Source organism: Providencia sp. PROV073, from assembly GCF_033688125.1.
Lineage (GTDB): Bacteria > Pseudomonadota > Gammaproteobacteria > Enterobacterales > Enterobacteriaceae > Providencia > Providencia hangzhouensis.
Genome location: NZ_CP096353.1, coordinates 3,215,262 through 3,233,569, shown reverse-complemented (window position 1 = coordinate 3,233,569; position 18,308 = coordinate 3,215,262). Strand labels below are relative to the sequence as shown.

The 18,308-nt window shown below is 40.2% G+C and carries 18 protein-coding genes; 14 read left to right on the top strand and 4 right to left on the bottom strand.

All coding sequences use genetic code 11. The annotated features are described in order from the left end of the window. Positions 1-48: 48 nt before the first annotated feature. Complete coding sequence (locus M1F17_RS14720; protein ID WP_004256731.1) at positions 49-201, top strand: AcrZ family multidrug efflux pump-associated protein; 153 nt, start codon at positions 49-51, stop codon at positions 199-201. Between the two features lie 84 nt (positions 202-285). Here M1F17_RS14720 and M1F17_RS14715 read toward each other — a convergent pair whose 3' ends face one another. Next, positions 286-1,362, bottom strand: coding sequence for an ElaD/SseL family deubiquitinase (locus M1F17_RS14715; RefSeq protein ID WP_318837047.1), 1,077 nt, complete (start codon positions 1,360-1,362; stop codon positions 286-288). A 276-nt stretch (positions 1,363-1,638) separates the two neighbouring features. Between M1F17_RS14715 and modA the strand changes: the two genes are divergently transcribed. Genes modA through modC form a run of 3 tightly spaced genes read left to right on the top strand, consistent with a single transcriptional unit; the run spans position 1,639 to position 4,199 of the window. Then, entirely contained in the window at positions 1,639-2,415 is a 777-nt protein-coding gene (gene modA / locus M1F17_RS14710; protein WP_144140400.1) for a molybdate ABC transporter substrate-binding protein, read from the top strand. A 25-nt stretch (positions 2,416-2,440) separates the two neighbouring features. Next, positions 2,441-3,130: a molybdate ABC transporter permease subunit gene (modB, locus tag M1F17_RS14705; protein WP_094962413.1), complete on the top strand. Its 690-nt coding sequence runs from the start codon at positions 2,441-2,443 to the stop codon at positions 3,128-3,130. Position 3,131: 1 nt separating this feature from the next. Continuing rightward, entirely contained in the window at positions 3,132-4,199 is a 1,068-nt protein-coding gene (gene modC, locus M1F17_RS14700) for a molybdenum ABC transporter ATP-binding protein ModC (protein WP_318837046.1), read from the top strand. A gap of 118 nt (positions 4,200-4,317) precedes the next feature. Here modC and M1F17_RS14695 read toward each other — a convergent pair whose 3' ends face one another. Further along, complete coding sequence (locus M1F17_RS14695) at positions 4,318-5,802, bottom strand: mannitol dehydrogenase family protein (RefSeq protein ID WP_094962415.1); 1,485 nt, start codon at positions 5,800-5,802, stop codon at positions 4,318-4,320. Between the two features lie 467 nt (positions 5,803-6,269). On the opposite strand from M1F17_RS14695, the gene M1F17_RS14690 reads away from it, so the two are divergent. The 5 genes from M1F17_RS14690 to M1F17_RS14670 all read left to right on the top strand — a co-directional run bounded on the left by M1F17_RS14690 (position 6,270) and on the right by M1F17_RS14670 (position 10,853). Next, entirely contained in the window at positions 6,270-6,710 is a 441-nt protein-coding gene (locus M1F17_RS14690; protein WP_318837045.1) for an MFS transporter, read from the top strand. Next, a complete protein-coding gene (locus M1F17_RS14685; RefSeq protein ID WP_318837044.1) occupies positions 6,685-7,608 on the top strand; it encodes an MFS transporter in 924 nt (307 codons plus the stop codon). The genes M1F17_RS14690 and M1F17_RS14685 overlap by 26 nt, the downstream gene beginning before the upstream one ends. 40 nt (positions 7,609-7,648) lie before the next feature. After that, positions 7,649-8,392 (top strand): glucosamine-6-phosphate deaminase, encoded by a 744-nt coding sequence (locus M1F17_RS14680; RefSeq protein WP_004256714.1) that lies wholly within the window; start codon positions 7,649-7,651, stop codon positions 8,390-8,392. A 24-nt stretch (positions 8,393-8,416) separates the two neighbouring features. Continuing rightward, on the top strand, positions 8,417-9,448 hold the full coding sequence (locus M1F17_RS14675; protein ID WP_004256698.1) for an N-acetylglucosamine-6-phosphate deacetylase: 1,032 nt from the start codon (positions 8,417-8,419) through the stop codon (positions 9,446-9,448). 229 nt (positions 9,449-9,677) lie between these two features. Beyond that, positions 9,678-10,853: an ROK family protein gene (locus tag M1F17_RS14670; protein ID WP_094962416.1), complete on the top strand. Its 1,176-nt coding sequence runs from the start codon at positions 9,678-9,680 to the stop codon at positions 10,851-10,853. Between the two features lie 121 nt (positions 10,854-10,974). Here the strand turns inward: M1F17_RS14670 and M1F17_RS14665 are convergent, their stop codons facing one another. Continuing rightward, a complete protein-coding gene (locus tag M1F17_RS14665) occupies positions 10,975-11,793 on the bottom strand; it encodes a pyridoxal phosphatase (RefSeq protein ID WP_004256692.1) in 819 nt (272 codons plus the stop codon). Between the two features lie 299 nt (positions 11,794-12,092). Between M1F17_RS14665 and pgl the strand changes: the two genes are divergently transcribed. Continuing rightward, the gene (gene pgl / locus M1F17_RS14660; protein WP_094962417.1) at positions 12,093-13,079 is read left to right on the top strand and encodes a 6-phosphogluconolactonase; all 987 of its coding nucleotides are present in this window, start codon (positions 12,093-12,095) and stop codon (positions 13,077-13,079) included. A gap of 178 nt (positions 13,080-13,257) precedes the next feature. Here pgl and bioA read toward each other — a convergent pair whose 3' ends face one another. Next, positions 13,258-14,526, bottom strand: a complete 1,269-nt coding sequence (gene bioA / locus M1F17_RS14655) for an adenosylmethionine--8-amino-7-oxononanoate transaminase (protein WP_094962418.1) — start codon at positions 14,524-14,526, stop codon at positions 13,258-13,260. A gap of 93 nt (positions 14,527-14,619) precedes the next feature. Here bioA and bioB point away from each other — a divergent pair, with 93 nt between their 5' ends. From bioB to bioD, 4 genes are read left to right on the top strand one after another with little or no spacing between them, the layout of a single operon-like run. Then, positions 14,620-15,657, top strand: coding sequence for a biotin synthase BioB (gene bioB / locus M1F17_RS14650; RefSeq protein WP_136135076.1), 1,038 nt, complete (start codon positions 14,620-14,622; stop codon positions 15,655-15,657). Next, on the top strand, positions 15,657-16,814 hold the full coding sequence (gene bioF / locus M1F17_RS14645) for an 8-amino-7-oxononanoate synthase (RefSeq protein WP_206277443.1): 1,158 nt from the start codon (positions 15,657-15,659) through the stop codon (positions 16,812-16,814). Before bioB ends, bioF begins: the two co-directional genes overlap by 1 nt. Continuing rightward, complete coding sequence (bioC, locus tag M1F17_RS14640) at positions 16,792-17,577, top strand: malonyl-ACP O-methyltransferase BioC (protein ID WP_094962421.1); 786 nt, start codon at positions 16,792-16,794, stop codon at positions 17,575-17,577. Before bioF ends, bioC begins: the two co-directional genes overlap by 23 nt. Continuing rightward, positions 17,570-18,247 carry a dethiobiotin synthase gene (gene bioD / locus M1F17_RS14635; RefSeq protein WP_004256682.1) on the top strand — a complete coding sequence of 226 codons (678 nt, stop codon included), beginning with the start codon at positions 17,570-17,572 and terminating at the stop codon, positions 18,245-18,247. The genes bioC and bioD overlap by 8 nt, the downstream gene beginning before the upstream one ends. The last annotated feature ends 61 nt before the right edge of the window (positions 18,248-18,308 follow it).

Genomic DNA, 18,308 nt, shown 5'->3' with positions numbered 1-18,308 from the left:
GTATCTTGTAGGCTGGTGGGTACAGTATCACTGAAGAGGCTTTTTCCTATGTTAGAACTAATTAAAAGTTTGGGTTTTGCCCTGATGATGGTTCCAGTTGTTATGTTTTTGATCATGGGTTTGATCTATGGTTTGGGCGCGTTCTTTAACTTACTGTCTAAAGCACACGTACCTCATCATCATAATACTGAAAACAAGTAATTTTTAACAAAATTTCTTGTCTGACTGATTATAGACCCCCTGATTGTAAATGCAGTCAGGGGGTTTTTCATATAGCAGTGGGCATTATAATGATGGATATTTGCTATCATGGTAATTTGAATATAGCTGTCTGCGGTTTTGAATATTAAACTCTTTTTGTTCAGCCATCGTCTTTTTTATAAAACTTTCTTGAAATGCTTTTAATGTATCATAAGGATCTTGCTGAGTATTTTCAGTGAGTTGCTTAATAGCTTCAACAACGAATAATCCACATCCGTTAGGGACTTGTTGTTGGATGTTTCCTTCTATGTAAGTGATATCTTCTTCAGCGACATCGGCCTTTTTTGCTGCCACTGTTATTTCTTTTCGAATATCGGTACTCACGTTATCGTATGAATTAAATAGAATGCATTTTCTTTTATTATTCGCTGATTGATTATTATCCGCTGGTTGATGTATTGGATCTGCTTGATAGAGTACAAACAAGACCCAATGGTTATCATTGACATTGATAGGGAATAATTCGAATTGTTTTAATTTTACACTCTCAGGGGCTTTTTGTTCAATTATCTCTGCTAATAAATTGTCCCCGCTTTGGATGAGGCCTATTGGGCTATTGACCATCATATTTGATGGCAAAGTTGGGTTATTTTTATTACTTGAATCAATCTCATCACTTGTTGTCATCCTGTTATTATCCCAAAGAGTAGATTCCTCGGGTTCATTTTTCATCAATAGTTTAGTTAAACTAATTTTATCAATAACTTTTTCTATTGCAGATCCGACAATATAAAGGAGCTTAGAAGGGGTCGTTAGTTTCGAATCTTTTAGGTGTTTTTTGATTTTTGTATTAAGGTGTAATTGATATAATTTTTTGCTAGTTTCTTGTATTTCTTTATCTATACCTTTCTTTGCAGGCAGCTTTCCACTAAATAAATCAAACAGAATATTTTCTGCTTTTCTTCCTTCGTTGTCTTGCCGTAGAGCGATATTGTGTAATAAATCGATACTCTCTAAGTTCCCATTACCCGCTGATTCTGCTAAGGAAGCTAAAGCTTCAGGGGAAATATTTTTTTCAAATAACCCATTAAATTGCTCAATGGTTAATCCACTCATATAGTGAGCTTGGGTTGGAGAAAGCGCTGTCGGTTGAATAGCCATATTATCTCCTCTGTTTTTATCTATCTGCAAAAGTTGGATAAAATATTCAATTGTGTACGATTTGTGCCGATAAAGTTACAAAGGATATAAATTGTTCTCTATATAAAAACGATTTTACGGCTGAGGAATTTTTCATCGTTAGTGGGGTTTTAGAGAAAACATGCAACAAAATTGCATCATTTCTTGCGCCAGCACACTTTTATCACGAGTTTGACTTTAAGTTATCGCTGTGTCCTGTTATATATAACGTGTCGATTAATACTAGGGTAGATAAAAATGAAAAAAGGTTTGGTATCACTTCTCGCTGGCGCAACATTAACGTTAACGATGGCTAGCAATAGCTTTGCAGCTGATAAAATTACGGTTTTTGCAGCGGCTTCTCTAACTAATGCACTGAATGAAATTTCTGAGCAATATAAGAAAGACACTAAAGTAGAGGTTGTTGCATCCTATGCGTCTTCTTCAACGCTGGCTCGTCAAATTGAGCAAGGTGCACCCGCTAATTTATTTATTTCTGCTGACCAGCAATGGATGGATTACGCCATTGATAAAAAATTGATGGTAGAAGATACACGCTATACATTATTAGGTAATGAATTGGTGTTAATTGCACCGAAAGATGCCAAAATTGATAAAGTTGAAATTAATAAACAAACTGATTGGAAAAAACTGTTAGATGGTGGCCGTTTAGCCGTTGGTGACCCTGACCATGTCCCTGTTGGTATTTATGCCAAAGAAGCATTAAGCAACTTAGGTGCATGGGAGATAGTTGACCCGCTGTTAGCACGTACAAATAACGTGCGTAGTGGTATGGCATTGGTTGAGCGCCAAGAAGCGCCTTTAGGTATTGTATATGGCTCTGATGCTGTCGCTAGCCAAAAAGTCAAAGTGGTAGGTGTCTTCCCTGCTGATACCCATAAACCTGTTGAATATCCAATGGCAATTGTTAAAGATCAAGATAACAAAGCAACCCGTGATTATTATGAATACTTGAAAACCCCAGCGGCTTCAGAAGTATTCAAACGTTATGGTTTTGAACCTCGTACTAAATAAACGTTAAGAGAGCATTTTTTTGCAGATGTTAAGTCCTTATGAATGGGAAGCGATTTACCTAAGTCTAAAAGTATCCAGTGTGGCTGTAATTTTCAGTTTACCGTTAGGTATTTTAATGGCATGGGTATTGGTTCGCTGTAATTTTCCTGGAAAAACACTGCTCGATAGTATTATTCACTTACCACTGGTATTGCCGCCAGTGGTAGTGGGGTATTTATTATTGATCAGTATGGGTAAACGCGGTTTTATCGGTGAATGGTTATATAACTGGTTTGGCTTTAGTTTTACCTTTAGTTGGCGGGGGGCTGCGCTTGCGTCTGCCGTGGTTGCGTTTCCACTGATGGTGCGTGCGATCCGTTTGGCGCTTGAAGCGGTTGACCAAAAATTGGAGCTAGCCGCGAGGACATTAGGCGCGACACCGTTACGTGTCTTTTTCACGATCACCATTCCGCTTTCTCTTCCCGGTATTATTGTCGGAACAGTATTAGCATTTGCACGTTCACTTGGTGAATTTGGCGCCACAATTACTTTTGTTTCGAATATACCAGGTGAAACACAAACCATCCCATTAGCGATGTACACCTTAATCGAAACGCCAGGGGCTGAGGTAGACGCTGCGCGATTATGTGTGATTGCGATTATTTTAGCCTTGATTTCATTACTGATTTCAGAGTGGCTCACCCGTTGGGGTAAAAAGCGTTTGGGGGTGGCTTAGCATGTTAGAACTCGACTTTTCTCAAAAACTAGGGGACTTGCAGCTTGAAGTCACAACGCAATTGCCAACGGAAAGTATTACTGCCGTTTTTGGGCTTTCAGGCGCAGGTAAAACCTCGCTTATCAATGTGATAGGTGGGTTAACTAAACCTAATACAGGGCGCGTTGTATTAAATGGTCGCACATTGGTGGATATGGAAAAAGGTATTTGCTTACCACCTGAACAACGCTATATCGGTTATGTATTTCAAGATGCACGGCTATTTCCCCATTATCGGGTGAAAAGCAATTTGCGTTATGGCATGTCACCCGTAATGAAAGACCGCTTCGATGATATTGTTGAATTGTTAGGGATTGAAAAATTACTCAATCGCTATCCGATAACCCTTTCTGGTGGTGAAAAACAACGAGTCGCCATTGGCCGCGCATTACTTACAGCCCCTGAAATTCTCCTAATGGATGAGCCGTTAGCCTCTTTGGATTTACCTCGAAAGCGTGAATTGCTGCCGTATTTAGAGAAACTTTCTCAAGACGTTAAAATTCCCATTTTATATGTTAGCCATAGTTTGGATGAAATTTTGCGTCTGGCTGACAAAGTGATTGTCATGGCGCAAGGAAAAGTTAAAGCTTTTGGCGCTTTGGAAGATGTTTGGGCAAGCAGTGCTTTGCGCCCTTGGTTACAGCAAGAAACGTTAAGCAGTGTGGTAAGTGCAACGGTGCATAGCCAACACCCTGATTATGAGATGACAGCGGTGATTGTTGGTAGCCAAAAACTGTGGATCCCTCGAGTTGAAGCCCAACAAGGTGTTGATGTGCGGATATGTATTGACGCTGCAGATGTTTCTTTGGTACTCGAAAAACCACAAGTGAGCAGTATTCGTAATATTTTAGCCGCAGAAGTGGTTGAATGGATTGAAGATGGCGAGCAAGTAGATGTGAAGCTAGATTTAGGCGAAGAACATTATTTATGGGCACGGATCACTCGCTGGGCAAGGGATGAGCTTTCTATTCGCAAAGGGCGTAAAGTTTATGCGCAAGTGAAGTCGGTGTCACTTTCCCGCCATTTATAGCAAGGACATATTTTTCTCTTCTATCCAAAAAGTAATCAATAAGAGATATCGCAGCTTACGTATAAAATACGATATCTCCTTTCATAGATTAATTTTTATGTATAAATAAAGTTAATCTCTACTTTACTGTTTGCTGTAGATAGTGCTTAACTGTTTCACGAGCGCCAACAGAGATTAGCTGCTGATAGGCTGTTTTTACATTTTTGACGATATCTTGATTTTGAGAAAACTCAAGTGGAAAGATAGCGTTAATCGCTAAAAGCCTATCAACAGCTTCCAAACCAACCCCACATAGGTGATAGATTTCAGCAAATTTATGTTGTAAAGGATCCTTAATATCTATTGCATTACCTTGCTCATCTTGTCCACTGACATATTTCATCCAGGCAGCAACTCCGAGAGCGAGAAATGTATAGTCTGAGCCGTGCTTTTGATGCCACATTATTGAGTCTAGTAAGCGTTGAGGTAATTTTTGGCTCCCATCAGCCGCAATTTGTGCAGTTTTATGTTTGATTGTCTTGTTAGAAAAACGCTTTATTAAAGTTTGTGTATATTGTAATAGGGTTGTATTGTCAGGGATGAAAAGTGTAGGTGCTTGTTCGTTTATTATTAAGCTGTACGCCGCTCTACTGTAATCAGAGTTTTGCATAGCATCGGAAATAAATTCATAGCCACCTAAGTAACCTAGATAAGCAAGAAAAGAGTGGCTTCCGTTTAGCATACGTAATTTCATCATTTCATAGGGTGTGACATCAGGCACAAATTGAGCACCGACATGCTGCCAGTCTGGTCTACCATTCACAAAATTATCTTCAATAACCCACTGGCGAAATGATTCACAAATGATGGCACATGGGTCATCTCTGCCAATTAATTGTTTAATTTCTGCATATGATTCTTGAGTCATGGCTGGGACAATTCGATCAACCATTGTACTTGGGAATGAAATGTGTTGATCAATCCATTGCGCTAGTTGTTTATCTTGTTGAGCGGCTAAACCAACAATAGCACGCCGTGCGGCCTCACCGTTTTTACGAATATTATCACAAGAAAGAATGGTAATAGGGGGTTGTTGTCGTTGAAAACGTAAACGAAGTGACGCGACGATATAACCTAAAACCGATCGTGGTTTTGTTGGGTGTGCGATGTCATGTTGTATGTTGGGGTGTGACAAATTCAACAGGTCTGTTGCAGGAGAAAGGCAATAGCCTTTTTCTGTGACCGTTAATGAAATAATTGCTGTATCAGGGGAAGCCATCTTTTCTACCACAGCATCTATGCCATCAATGCGTGGATGCATTGCTTCTTTTATCACCTTAATCGTTCTAACGGTCGATTTTTCTTCGTCTTTTTCAAGTAAAGTGTAATGGCCGTTATATTTATTTAATTGATTAATTAACACAGCTCCGCTATCGGACATCAAATTAATTTCACAATATCCCCAATTAGAGAGAAATTGTTCAAATAATAAGTGAGTGTAAAGAGCTTGATGAGCTCGATGAAATGCACCACAACCAAGGTGAACGATACGGGGAATGAGCAATGGTTTAACTTCTTGAACGGGCTGGAAAGTTTGATTATTTAAGTGAGGGGTATGTGGCATAACTCGGTCCTTATAATAGAAGCAATCAATGTAGAGTAAAGACATCTCAATATGGCAAATTAATAATTAAAAAACAAATCTGTTTTTAAATTGATTGGCGGTTATAGAGAGATTATTTATAATCAAATATCTTTTATATTATAAATATATTTTTAATTGAGCAGGGGTTATTTTAATGGTTACAATGTCTTCTTTGTTGTATATATTTGATTTTGCTTATAATGTTAATTGTTTGTTTGTGTTTTTAATAAAAAATTAAAATAAAATTAAAATAAATTATTTTAAATAAAAGTATATGTTTTCTCATTGAAATATGATTTCGATCTCATTTCTAAATAATTTAAGAACGATCATGTTCTAAATTCAGTTTAATAGTGCTAATTTCAATAGTGCGCGCTTTTTGTCCGTTTTGTTTGAACAAAACATACCTCAAATAATGTATTCCTAAAATAAATGTAGGGGGCAGTATGAGTGACACTATTTCAGAACAATTAGCTACCGATACTGCAGCTGATAAGCCAGCTGCAGATAAAAAAACGATTAGAAAAGTGATGATGGCTAGCGTGTCAGGAACGGTCATAGAGTGGTACGACTATTCATTGTATGGTGCAGCAGCAGGGCTAGTGATCAATAAACTTTACTTTCCGAATCTATCACCCACAATTGCAACATTAGCAGCGTTTCTTACCTTTGCTGTAGGCTTTATTTCACGTCCTTTAGGGGGGGTAATAATAGCTCATATAGGAGATAGATACGGGCGCAAACCAGCTCTTATTTTTGCCATTGTTTTAATGGGGATCGCAACACTCGCTCTTGGATTACTTCCGACTTATTACCACATTGGCATTTTGGGCCACGATTGCATTAGTTGTAATCAGATTAATGCAAGGTTTTGGTTCAGGCGCTGAGCTAGCAGGTGCCCAAACTTTTGTTGCGGAATATGTCCCTATGAAGCAGCGGGGGTTTTATACCTCGTTAATTAATGCATCTACAGGGATCGCCATTCTATTGTCGACTGCCGCTTTTTTTGCTGTATCACAACTCCCTGATGATGCCTTTATGAGCTGGGGTTGGCGTGTTCCTTTCTTGCTATCTATCGTTTTATTTATTGTCGCTATTTATATTCGCAAGCAATTGGATGAAACCCCTGAATATGTTAAATCAGTCGAAAAAGCAGAGAAAGATAAAAAAGAGCAAAAAATTCCGATTAAAGAATTATTTATTCATAGTCGAAAAAATTTACTCTGTGGTTTTTTTAGTTTGGCGGGGCATCAAGCAAATGGTTATGTACTTAGTGTATTCAGTATTAGCTACCTCACTAATACGTTAGGAATGGAAAAATCTGATGGATTGATGGCATTAATGGTCGCTGTACTTGTTAATACAGTCATGACGCCTGTTATGGGGAAATTAACTGATAAATATGGCACAACTACAATCTTCTCATTCGGCGCTATTTTCTTAGGGGCTTTTGCGTTCCCATTATTTTGGTTCCTTGGCAGTGGTAGTTTAGTACTGGCAACACTGGGTATGTGTATTGCTTATGGTATTGGCCATGGCGCGACATCAGGAGCTCAAGGCGCATTCTTAGCTAATCTATTCCCAACACAATATCGTTATTCAGGTATTGCACTTTCTCGTGAACTAAACAGTGTTATTTTTGCAGGCTCAACCCCAGTTATTGCAGCTGCTTTAGTTTCTGTTGGAGATGGAAAACCGACTTATGTTGTTTACTACTTGATTTTCTGCTGTGTGCTGACATTAATCGCCGTGCAAATGGCCAGAAAATTAAAACAACACCAATAAGATACAGATTAAATTTTTACTTATTTAGTATGAGGTTCATATGGATATTATTGTTTCTGAAGATAAACAAATGTTAGGTAAAAAGGCCAGCCAAGCGGGAGCACTTGCGATTAAACAGGCGCTTAGTAAAAAAGCAGATGTCGCCATTATCGTCGCAACAGGAGCTAGCCAATTTGAAATGCTGGAAAATTTAATTAATGAAGATATTGATTGGTCTCGTATTACTATTTTTCATTTAGACGAGTATATTGGCCTGAATGAAGGACATCCGGCTAGTTTTCGCCGTTACTTACAAGAACGACTTGTCAATAAATTGCCATCACTGAAGCAATTTATTGGGGTAAATGGTTCTGCTGAGAATATAGAAAAAGAAATTCAGAGGCTAAATCATATTATTCGCCAGTATGACATTGATGTCTGTTTTGCAGGAATAGGAGAAAATGCTCATTTAGCGTTTAATGACCCACCTGCAGACTTTAACGTGAGCTCGCCTTATCTTGTGGTTAACCTTGATGAAGCATGTAGAAAACAGCAATTGGGCGAAAAGTGGTTTGCCCATTTGAATGAAGTACCTAAGCAAGCTATTTCTATGAGTATTTCGCATATTTTAAGTTCAAAAACTTTAATACTTAGCGTACCTGACTTACGTAAATCTATTGCAGTAAAAAATACAATAGAAGGTGAAATAACCAACCAAGTTCCTGCGTCAATTATTCAACAACATCAAGATTGCCGAATATTCTTGGATAAAGATTCTGCTTCCTTGTTAACAGGGCGCTATTAAGGAAAAGTATTGAGGGATCAAACGATGAAGGTAACCAGTGGACTATTTGATATTCAGGTAAATGGTTTTGCAGGTATTGATTTTAATGATGAAAATATTACTGCAGAAGCATTAGATTATGCACTAGATAAAATGTTAAAAACAGGAGTAACATTTTGTTTACCAACGTTAATTACAGCATCGGAGTCTTCTCTTATAGAGCGTTTTCGGGCATTAGATAAGGCCGTATCGAAAAGCCATCTTGGTAAACTTATGGTTCCTGGTTACCATTTGGAGGGGCCATTTATTAATCCAGAAGTGGGGTATGCGGGATGTCATCCTCCCTGCGATATTATTAAACCAGATATTAATTTGGTTGCTAGTTTAGAAAGAAAGGTTAGCAAGCCGATACTGCTAGTGACTTATGCTCCAGAGTTTGACCGGCAATTTCAATTTGTAAAACAGTTAGTTGCCATGGGGAAGTGTGTGGCGGTAGGGCACTCTAATATCAATTTTAGCCAAATGGAGGAAGCGGCCAAAGAGGGTGTTTGCATGAGTACACACTTAGGAAATGGTATTCCTCAATATTTACATAAATTGGAAAATACGCTTCAAGCTCAATTAAGTTGCGATGCTATTGGTGCCAGTTTTATTGCTGATGGAATACATATTCCATTTCCCGCATTAAAAAATTTATTACGAACTAAGACGGTCGCTAGGTCAATTTTAGTGACAGACGCTGTCAGCGCTGCAGGTTGTAATAAAGCAGGGAATTACCAATTTGCAGCGATGTCAATTGAACGTACTGATGATGGCACCGTGCGGGTTCCCGGGGAAGCTAATTTAGCGGGGTCTAGCCTGACATTAGACCAAGCGGTACGTAATATAGTGAACAATAAGATAGCAAGCTTTGATGAAGCTATTATGATGGCGACCACTAATCCACGCCATTATTTACAGCCCGCATTGATGAGGTGTGGAATAACCCCTCCAGTATCAGCAATTACCTGGGATGATCAACTAAATATTGTAAAGAGCACTATCAATCGTGAAGTTGTGCGTGAATATACATATTAATTACTTTAGCGTATTGTTTTAACCAGCAAAAGCCAGGCTGCCTTACCGCGTTCTGGCTTTTTTCTTTTATTAATAAGGATTGATTGACGATAGACCCTTGAGGCATACTTTATCGATAGTTATTTACCATTTTTCTGACTTGAGAAGGGGTAAGCTGTAGGTAGGTTGCCTATTCCTATTTGATGAATGGTGCAGGGACCTAGATTAAACGGCTTTATATCGAATTATTATGATATTAAAAACAACGACTGGCTTTTTATCACATTTACCGATCACTCAGTCTATTACAAATGATAAGGAACGTATTTTTTTTGCCATTTTAAATGGCCAAATCACGACACGTCGTGAAGCAGTAAAATTTCTGAATATCCGCTCAACTACCGTATCAGAACATGTTACTGAGCTTTTAGATAACCGTTTATTGACCGAAACAATCAGCCAACATTCAGGGCGAGGTCGGCCATCAATGATACTGGTAGTGAATCCTAATCGTTTAGTAACATTAGTTTTCCAAGTCATTAGTTTGTCATTACATGTTTTTGCTATCAATTTAGTTTCTAATGTCATTGCGCATGAGCAGCTTGAAGCATCACCTGAGTGTGATAGCCAAGCATTAGCCAGCAAAATTAGCCAACTTCACAAAAATATTCTGCAAAAAATACCGAGAACAGCGGAAGTTTCGGGGTGTGTCTTCTCTTTAGGGGGGTTATTTGATCGCAAAACTTATCATTGGATACATGCATCTCGTTGGCCTAGAATGAATAATTTAGATATCAAAAGTTTATTTCCCCCTGAGTATCGTGTTGTTTTATCAAGAACTTTGGACGACGAGTTAATGCTACATGTACTTGAGCGTCGCAAAAGTACGTTATTACTGCATTGGGGGTACGGTGTCGGGGTTGCCTTTAGTACCGCAGATAATTACATCAATATAGGTGGACATGCTTTTGGTGAAATAGGGCATTGGCATATCCCAGGGCAAAATAAGCCGTGTCAGTGTGGGCAAGTTGGGTGCTTAGAAACGGTTACTGCATTATGGGCAATTGGTCCAGATGTGCTTGCTGGTAAATTTAAAGCCCATGATGATGAAGAAAATGTGGCAGAAATTTTGGCTACTCATGATCTAGTTAATAATGCAACGATGCAGCAAGCTGTTTCTCATATGGCAAATGCAGCATCAAATATTTGTCGTGTATTTTTCCCTTCACGTTTAATTGTGTCGGGGCCTTTTGTGAAAAACCCGCAAATTTGGGCTGCGTTTTGTGAGAGCTTCCAACAGCAAAATCGTTTTTTTGGCCAATCATTACCGGAACTCTCAATGAGTCAGATGAGCCGAAACTCACGAATTTATGGCGCGGCCTTACCTGTATTAGAGCAAGCGTTAATCGAATTACTTACCCAATAAGTTGTATTGATTCATCAATTATGTAGAGTTTTTTCCGGTTACTGACAATCTTTAACCGAAAAGTATGGAGAGTGTCAGTAACCTGAATTGAACTAAGTTTTCTTGTTATTTCATAACCCCGTTAGAGAACGTATTTACGGATAACTTCAGCAATACCCGGCTCCGTGTTGATGCGAGTGACTAGCTTGGCTTGTTGCTTGATTTCATCAACGGCATTGCCCATTGCGACACCTAAACCTGCGGTTGTCAGCATACTTAAGTCATTAAAATTGTCACCGAAAGCCACAACATCATTCATCGTCATCCCTTGGGATTCGACCCACTCTTTTAAGCGTTGGCCTTTGCTATTGCCTTTGCGGCCGACATCAACCTGATCCATCCAAGACCATTCACAGTCCAAACCAAAATCATTTTCAATTTCGCTAACGACTCGATGAAGTTGCTCCGTATTTGGCGAGCTAACAGCAAATTTCCAAATAGAATCATAGTTATGCATCACATCAGCGTAATCTTCAACAAATTCAATGGTTGGGCGCTGTGCAACAGGTAAGGATTCGGCCCAATTCAATGTACGTTTAATGCCTTCTGTTTGTGCGTTATAGAGCATTGCATTATCAACATACATTAAATGCTGAATATCTGTTCCACGCAGTTTGTCTATCATTTGTGTGACAGAATCGAGGGTCATAGGATCTGATTTTAGAACTTTTTTGCCTAAATAGTCGTATAGGTAGGTTCCATTACAACAAATGGCTGGAGTATCGAGATCTAAAGTTTGATAAAACGGATGAATCGCAACATGATGGCGGCCTGTGACAATGATCACTTTGACGCCTTGGCGGCGTGCTTCTTGTAAGGCTGCTAAAGATTCAGGCAGAATTTTCTTTTGGTGATCAAGCAGTGTTCCATCAAGATCGAGCGCAATAACGCGGTATGACATAAACGGCTCCACGTGATTTAGTTGTTACCTATCTTACTAAAGGGGTAGAGATAGGGAGATGATGAATTTAACGAATAACGAGAAATTATTGCTATAAAAATAGTCAACTTGATATGTTTTATCATCATAACGTTAACTGAACCGTTTTAGTATCATTATTATTTGTTCTTGGTACGATATGTAACAGCCGCGTCAGTGCTATTTACCCAGTGTAATTTGCATAATATAAAGTATAGTGAAGCCAATATAGTGGATTATAGATGCGGTTTTGTATTTTTATCATGAATTAAGGAGTCAGGATGAATCAGGTTGTTTATATTGCGAGCCCCGAGAGTCAGCAAATTCACGTGTGGTCGATGAATGAGGTTGGGGAGCTTACTCTTCTGCAAACGGTAAAAACACCGGGTCAAGTGCAACCTATGGTATTAAGCCATGATAAAAAACACCTTTATATTGGTGTGCGCCCGAATTTCCGTGTCGTAACCTATGAAATTGAAGAGAAAGGGTTACTACGTTTAAAAGCGGAGACATCAATTCCAGGTACACCGGTTCATTTATCCCTTGATAATAATGGCAAATATCTATTTGTTCCTTCATATCATCAACATAACTTGTCAGTGTTAACCATTAATGAAGAAGGCGTCCCAGATCGCGTTGTTCAAGTGATTGAAGGCTTGCGTAATCCACATTCTTCCCATGTTGATGTTGATAACCAACAGCTTTGGGTTCCTTGTTTAGGCGAAGACCATATCCGTTTATTCGATTTACATGAAAATGGTTATTTAACCGAAGCAACCGCAGATCAAATTACCACAGCTGCGAAATCCGGCCCCCGTCATCTGGCTTTCCATCCTACTGAAAAAGTCATTTATTGTGTGAATGAGTTAGACTCAACGGTAGGCGTGTATCGTAAATTTACTCGCTATCGTAACATGCAAACTTTGGCAAATTACCCATTAGGTAACGAAAGTCAGCGCTGGGCTGCAGATATCCACATTACGCCAGATGGCCGTCATTTGTATGTTAGTGAACGTTCTGAAAGTTACCTCAGCCACTATCTGGTTTCTGATGACGGTTGCGAGCTAACATTAGAAGCACGTTACCCAACAGAGACGCACCCAAGGGGCTTTAATATCGATGCAACAGGGCGCTTTTTAATTTCGAGTGGGCAAAAATCAGACCATATTTCAGTTTCTGAAATTGACCCGATTACAGGGAAATTGACACAAATAGGAAGGTATATGGTCGGGAAAGGTCCAATGTGGGTCATTTCAGTCATCCTTTAATCTCCGTCATATTTCGAGCTATAGCGGTGTTGGCTTCACTCGGCTACTTGGGTCACATACTGATGTATGCTCCCCAAGATATCCTCGATTGCCGCCTTGCTATAACTCGAATTATTTAGAAGATTTTCTAATTAAAAATCCAGAAAAAATCACTTCGATTACCATTGAATTTATTGTGCTATCCCAACACTTTTGCCATTGCATTTGTTACTTTACTGAGTTGCTCGGGGGTGATGATATACGGTGGCATAACATAAATAAGTTTGCCGAATGGGCGAACCCAAACACCATTTTCCACGAATACTTTTTGTAAAGCGGCTGTATTGACTGGCTGCTTCATTTCAATCACGCCAATTGCACCAAGAACACGTACATCTGCAACACTAGGGTGGGATATTAAGGGCATCAGTTCAGCCTTAAGTTGTTGTTCGATAGTGGCAATTATTTTCTGCCAAGGACTATTGAGTAACAAACTCAGGCTGGCATCCGCCACCGCACAGGCAAGAGGGTTACCCATAAAGGTTGGTCCATGCATAAAGCAACCTGCTTCACCATTGCTAATGGTTTCTGCCACATGGCGAGTTGTGAGTGTGGCAGAAAGTGTCATATAGCCCCCAGTTAGTGCTTTACCCAAACACATAATATCGGGTGATATATCAGCATGATGGCAAGCAAACAATTTACCTGTACGACCAAAACCAGTCGCAATTTCATCAGCGATCAACAGTAGACCATATTGATCACACAAATGGCGGACTCCCTTTAAATATTCAGGGTGATATATACGCATTCCACCAGCCCCTTGAACGATCGGTTCAAGGATGATCGCCGCAATTTTATCGCTATTTTCGGCAAGTTGAACTTCAAGAGGATGCAAATCGGCGCTGTCCCATTCGTCGTAAAAACCGCATTGAGGGGCTTCCACAAAAATATGCGGAGGTAAATACCCCTTATACAGGCCATGCATTGAATTATCTGGGTCACAAACGGCCATCGCACCGAAAGTATCACCATGATATCCATGGCGTAATGTCAGGATGCGCTGACGCTTTTCCCCTTTTGCTTGCCAATATTGCAATGCCATTTTCAGAGCAACTTCAACTGCCACGGAGCCTGAGTCAGCGAGAAACACACATTCCAGCGGCTCTGGTGTGATAGCAACCAACTGTTTACATAGATTCACTGCGGGTGGGTGCGTAATCCCGCCAAACATCACATGGGACATTTTCGCTAATTGCGTTGTTACCGCTTGGTTTAATACAGGATGATTGTAACCATGAATGGTTGCCCACCATGAAGACATACCATCAATTAATTTTTTCCCATCGGCCATGATTAGCTCGGCGCCATGGGCTTCAACAATCGGATAAGCCGGAATTGGCTGGCTCATCGAGGTATAAGGGTGCCAAATATGTTTGGCATCAAACTGAATATCTGCGTTATCCATTCGTTATCATCGTCAACTTTTTTAGATCATTTTAGTTGACATGATAATCGCAATATTTAAACTGGCAACAACTTTTTCAACTGGAGAGTTTCCGTGAGCCAATTAAAACAGTGGACAATAAAACGAGCTAATGAACTGTTTTCAATGCCTTTTTTTGAATTATTATTTCAGGCACAGCAAATTCATCGCCAACATTTCGACCCCCAGCAAGTGCAAGTCAGTACTTTGCTATCGATTAAAACTGGGGCTTGCCCAGAAGATTGTAAGTATTGTGCGCAAAGCGCGCGCTATAAAACAGGACTAGAAACTGAAAAACTAATGGAAGTTCAGCAAGTTCTGGAGTCTGCAAAAAAAGCTAAGCAAGCAGGTTCAACTCGTTTTTGTATGGGGGCGGCATGGCGGAATCCGAAAGAACGCGATATGCCTTATCTTGAAATGATGGTAAAAGAAGTGAAGTCATTAGGGATGGAAACCTGTATGACTTTAGGGATGATTGATAATTCTCAAGCTCAACGCTTAGCAGAAGCCGGGTTAGATTATTATAATCATAACCTTGATACCTCTCCTGAATACTATGGCAATATTATTACGACTCGCAGTTATCAAGACCGCTTAAATACACTCGAAAATGTCCGAGACGCAGGGATCAAAGTCTGCTCTGGTGGGATTTTAGGCTTAGGCGAAAAAGTCAGTGACCGAGCGGCCTTATTGGTGCAATTGGCAAATTTACCTAAACCGCCAGAAAGTGTGCCGATCAACATGTTGATGAAGGTTGAAGGAACCCCGATGGCAGATAACGAAGATGTCGATGCGTTTGATTTTATTCGTACTATTGCCGTTGCACGTATCATGATGCCAACGTCATACGTTAGGCTGTCGGCAGGCCGTGAATACATGAATGAGCAAACTCAGGCATTATGTTTTATGGCCGGTGCGAACTCAGTATTCTATGGGTGTAAATTATTAACGACGCCAAATCCTGATGAAAACAAAGATTTAGCACTATTTAGAAAACTGGATATTAACCCTGAGCGAATTGAAACTGACGAAGGGGATAACCATCAAGCCGCTAAGTTAGCCGAAACGTTGTTAACCGCCGATAACCCTCAATTTTATAACGCAGCAGTATAATGACTTGGCAATCATTTATACAAAACCAGATAGAGCAGCGTAAGCAGGCTTCTATCTGGCGTCAACGGCAGTGTATTGATAGTGCCAATGGTCGTTCGCTTTTTCTGGCTGGAAAAGAATTTCTTAATTTCTCATCCAATGATTACTTGGGATTAGCCCATCATCCTCAAGTGGTTGCCGCGTGGCAACGTGGGGCTGATGAATATGGTGTGGGGAGTGGTGGATCGGGCCATATTACAGGGTTCACCAAAGCACATGATAAATTAGAGCAAGTTCTCGCTGATTGGCTCGGCTACTCAAAAGCCCTATTGTTTATTTCAGGTTTTGCCGCGAACCATGCGGTGATCACGGCATTAATGTCGGCAAATGATCGTATTTTAGCGGATAAACTTAGCCATGCATCAATAATGGAGGCCTCGATTCATTCAGGGGCTCAATTGAGGCGCTTTAAGCATAATAACCCTCTATCGCTTGATAACTTAATCCAAAAACCGGTTTCGGGAAAAACGCTTGTCGTCACAGAAGGCGTTTTTAGTATGGATGGCGATAGTGCTCCACTTCAACAATTGCAGGAAATCGCTAGAAATCAGCATGCTTGGCTGATGGTTGATGATGCACACGGTATTGGTGTTATCGGAGAACAAGGCCGTGGTAGTTGCTTCGCGAATGGGGTTAAACCTGAAATTTTAGTCGTGACATTTGGTAAAGCGTTTGGTTTAAGCGGCGCAGCGGTATTGTGTGATGAGTCAACGGCTGAATTTTTTGTCCAATCCGCACGCCATTTAATTTATAGCACTTCAATGCCTCCGGCTCAGGCTGTCGCGCTTCTAGCGGCAGTTGAGCAAATTCAGCTCGCAGATCAAGCACGAGAAGACCTTAACCAACATATTGCGTATTTTAGAAATAATGCTGATTTTAATGGCATGCAGCTGGCTAATTCAATGACGGCTATTCAACCATTAATTATCGGGGAAAACCAAGCTAGCCAACAGTTAGCCAATTTCTTACGCAAAAAAAATATTTGGGTGCAAGCGATCAGGCCGCCAACGGTTCCGCCTGGGAGTGCTAGGTTACGAGTCACATTAAGCGCTGCGCATCAACGTCAAGATATCGATCAATTATTGGAGGCTTTACATGACTTTATCGCTCAGTCGTGAAAAGCATAAAATTGCAGCGGCATTTGGCCGTGCGGCTAAAAGTTATGACTCAGTGGCAAGTTATCAACGATCAACAGGAACACAACTGCTTGGTCAACTGACTTCAGTCTTAAACAGTTCAGAACTCACAGTACCATTACATATTTTAGATGCAGGGTGCGGTACGGGGTATTTTAGCCATAAACTGAAAAATCAAGGATATCACATCACGGCTTTAGATCTTTCTGCTGGTATGCTCGAAATGGCGCAAACGAAAGCTGTGGCTGATCATTATTTATGTGCTGACATAGAATCCATTCCGTTAGATTCACAAACCTTTGATGTGGTTTTTTCCAATTTATCGGTCCAATGGTGCCAAGATCTCAGCAAAGCATTAAGTGAATTATATCGAGTGACAAAACCGGGGGGAGTTGTGGTGTTCACCACACTTGCAGAGCATTCTCTCGCAGAATTGTCTTCAGCTTGGCATTCACTTGACGGCTATTCACATGTGAATTCCTTTCTCAGTGTTCAGCAGATACAAAATAGTTGTCAGTCATGGAGACATAAACTTATTTTTCAGAAGGATACCGTCTATTTTCCTGAATTAATAGCGTTGCTTCATTCATTGAAAGGCATTGGGGCGACACATTTGACTGCTGGGCGTAAAGCAGGGTTAATGACCCGCCAGCATTTGCAGCAACTTGCTTTGCTCTATCCAATGACAGAGCAAGGCTTACCTCTAACTTATCATACGGTGTTTGGAGCGATTTACCGTGACTAAAATGTATTTTGTAACAGGAACGGATACAGAAGTAGGGAAAACCGTTGTAAGTTGTGCTTTATTGCAAGCTGCGGGTTATCAAGGTTTGAATACGGTGGGCTATAAGCCTGTCGCATCTGGGAGTGAGCTCACGGCGGATGGCCTACGTAATAGCGATGCGTTGTTATTACAAGCCAATAGCCGAGTAAAATTACCCTATGAGGCGATTAATCCTATTGTATTTGAAGCGCCAACTTCACCGCACATTATCAGTGAGAAATTAAATCAACCCATTGAATTTTCAGTGATAAATAAAGGGTTGGCTTATTTGAAGTCCCAAGCGGATTGGTTATTAGTCGAGGGGGCTGGTGGATGGTATACCCCGTTATCTGTAGAAAAAACTTATGCAGATTGGGTGATTGAACAGCAACTCCCCGTTATTTTAGTTGTTGGTGTTAAGTTAGGCTGTATAAACCATGCATTGTTAACCATGGAATCTATCGAAGCTGCAGGTTTACCCGTAGCCGGCTGGGTTGCCAATGAAGTTGAACCCGCAGGTATTTTCCAAGAGCAATATTTGTCAACACTTAACCGAATGATCAAAGCACCTTGTTTAGGGGTGATCCCACACCAAAAAACACTCAACGGTAAATTAGGAAGCTATTTGGATCTTTCTTTATTAACTATTTGATTATATAAAAATATCAATACTTTTCCCCAAGCCATACTCAATGCTTGGGGCTGATCAATTG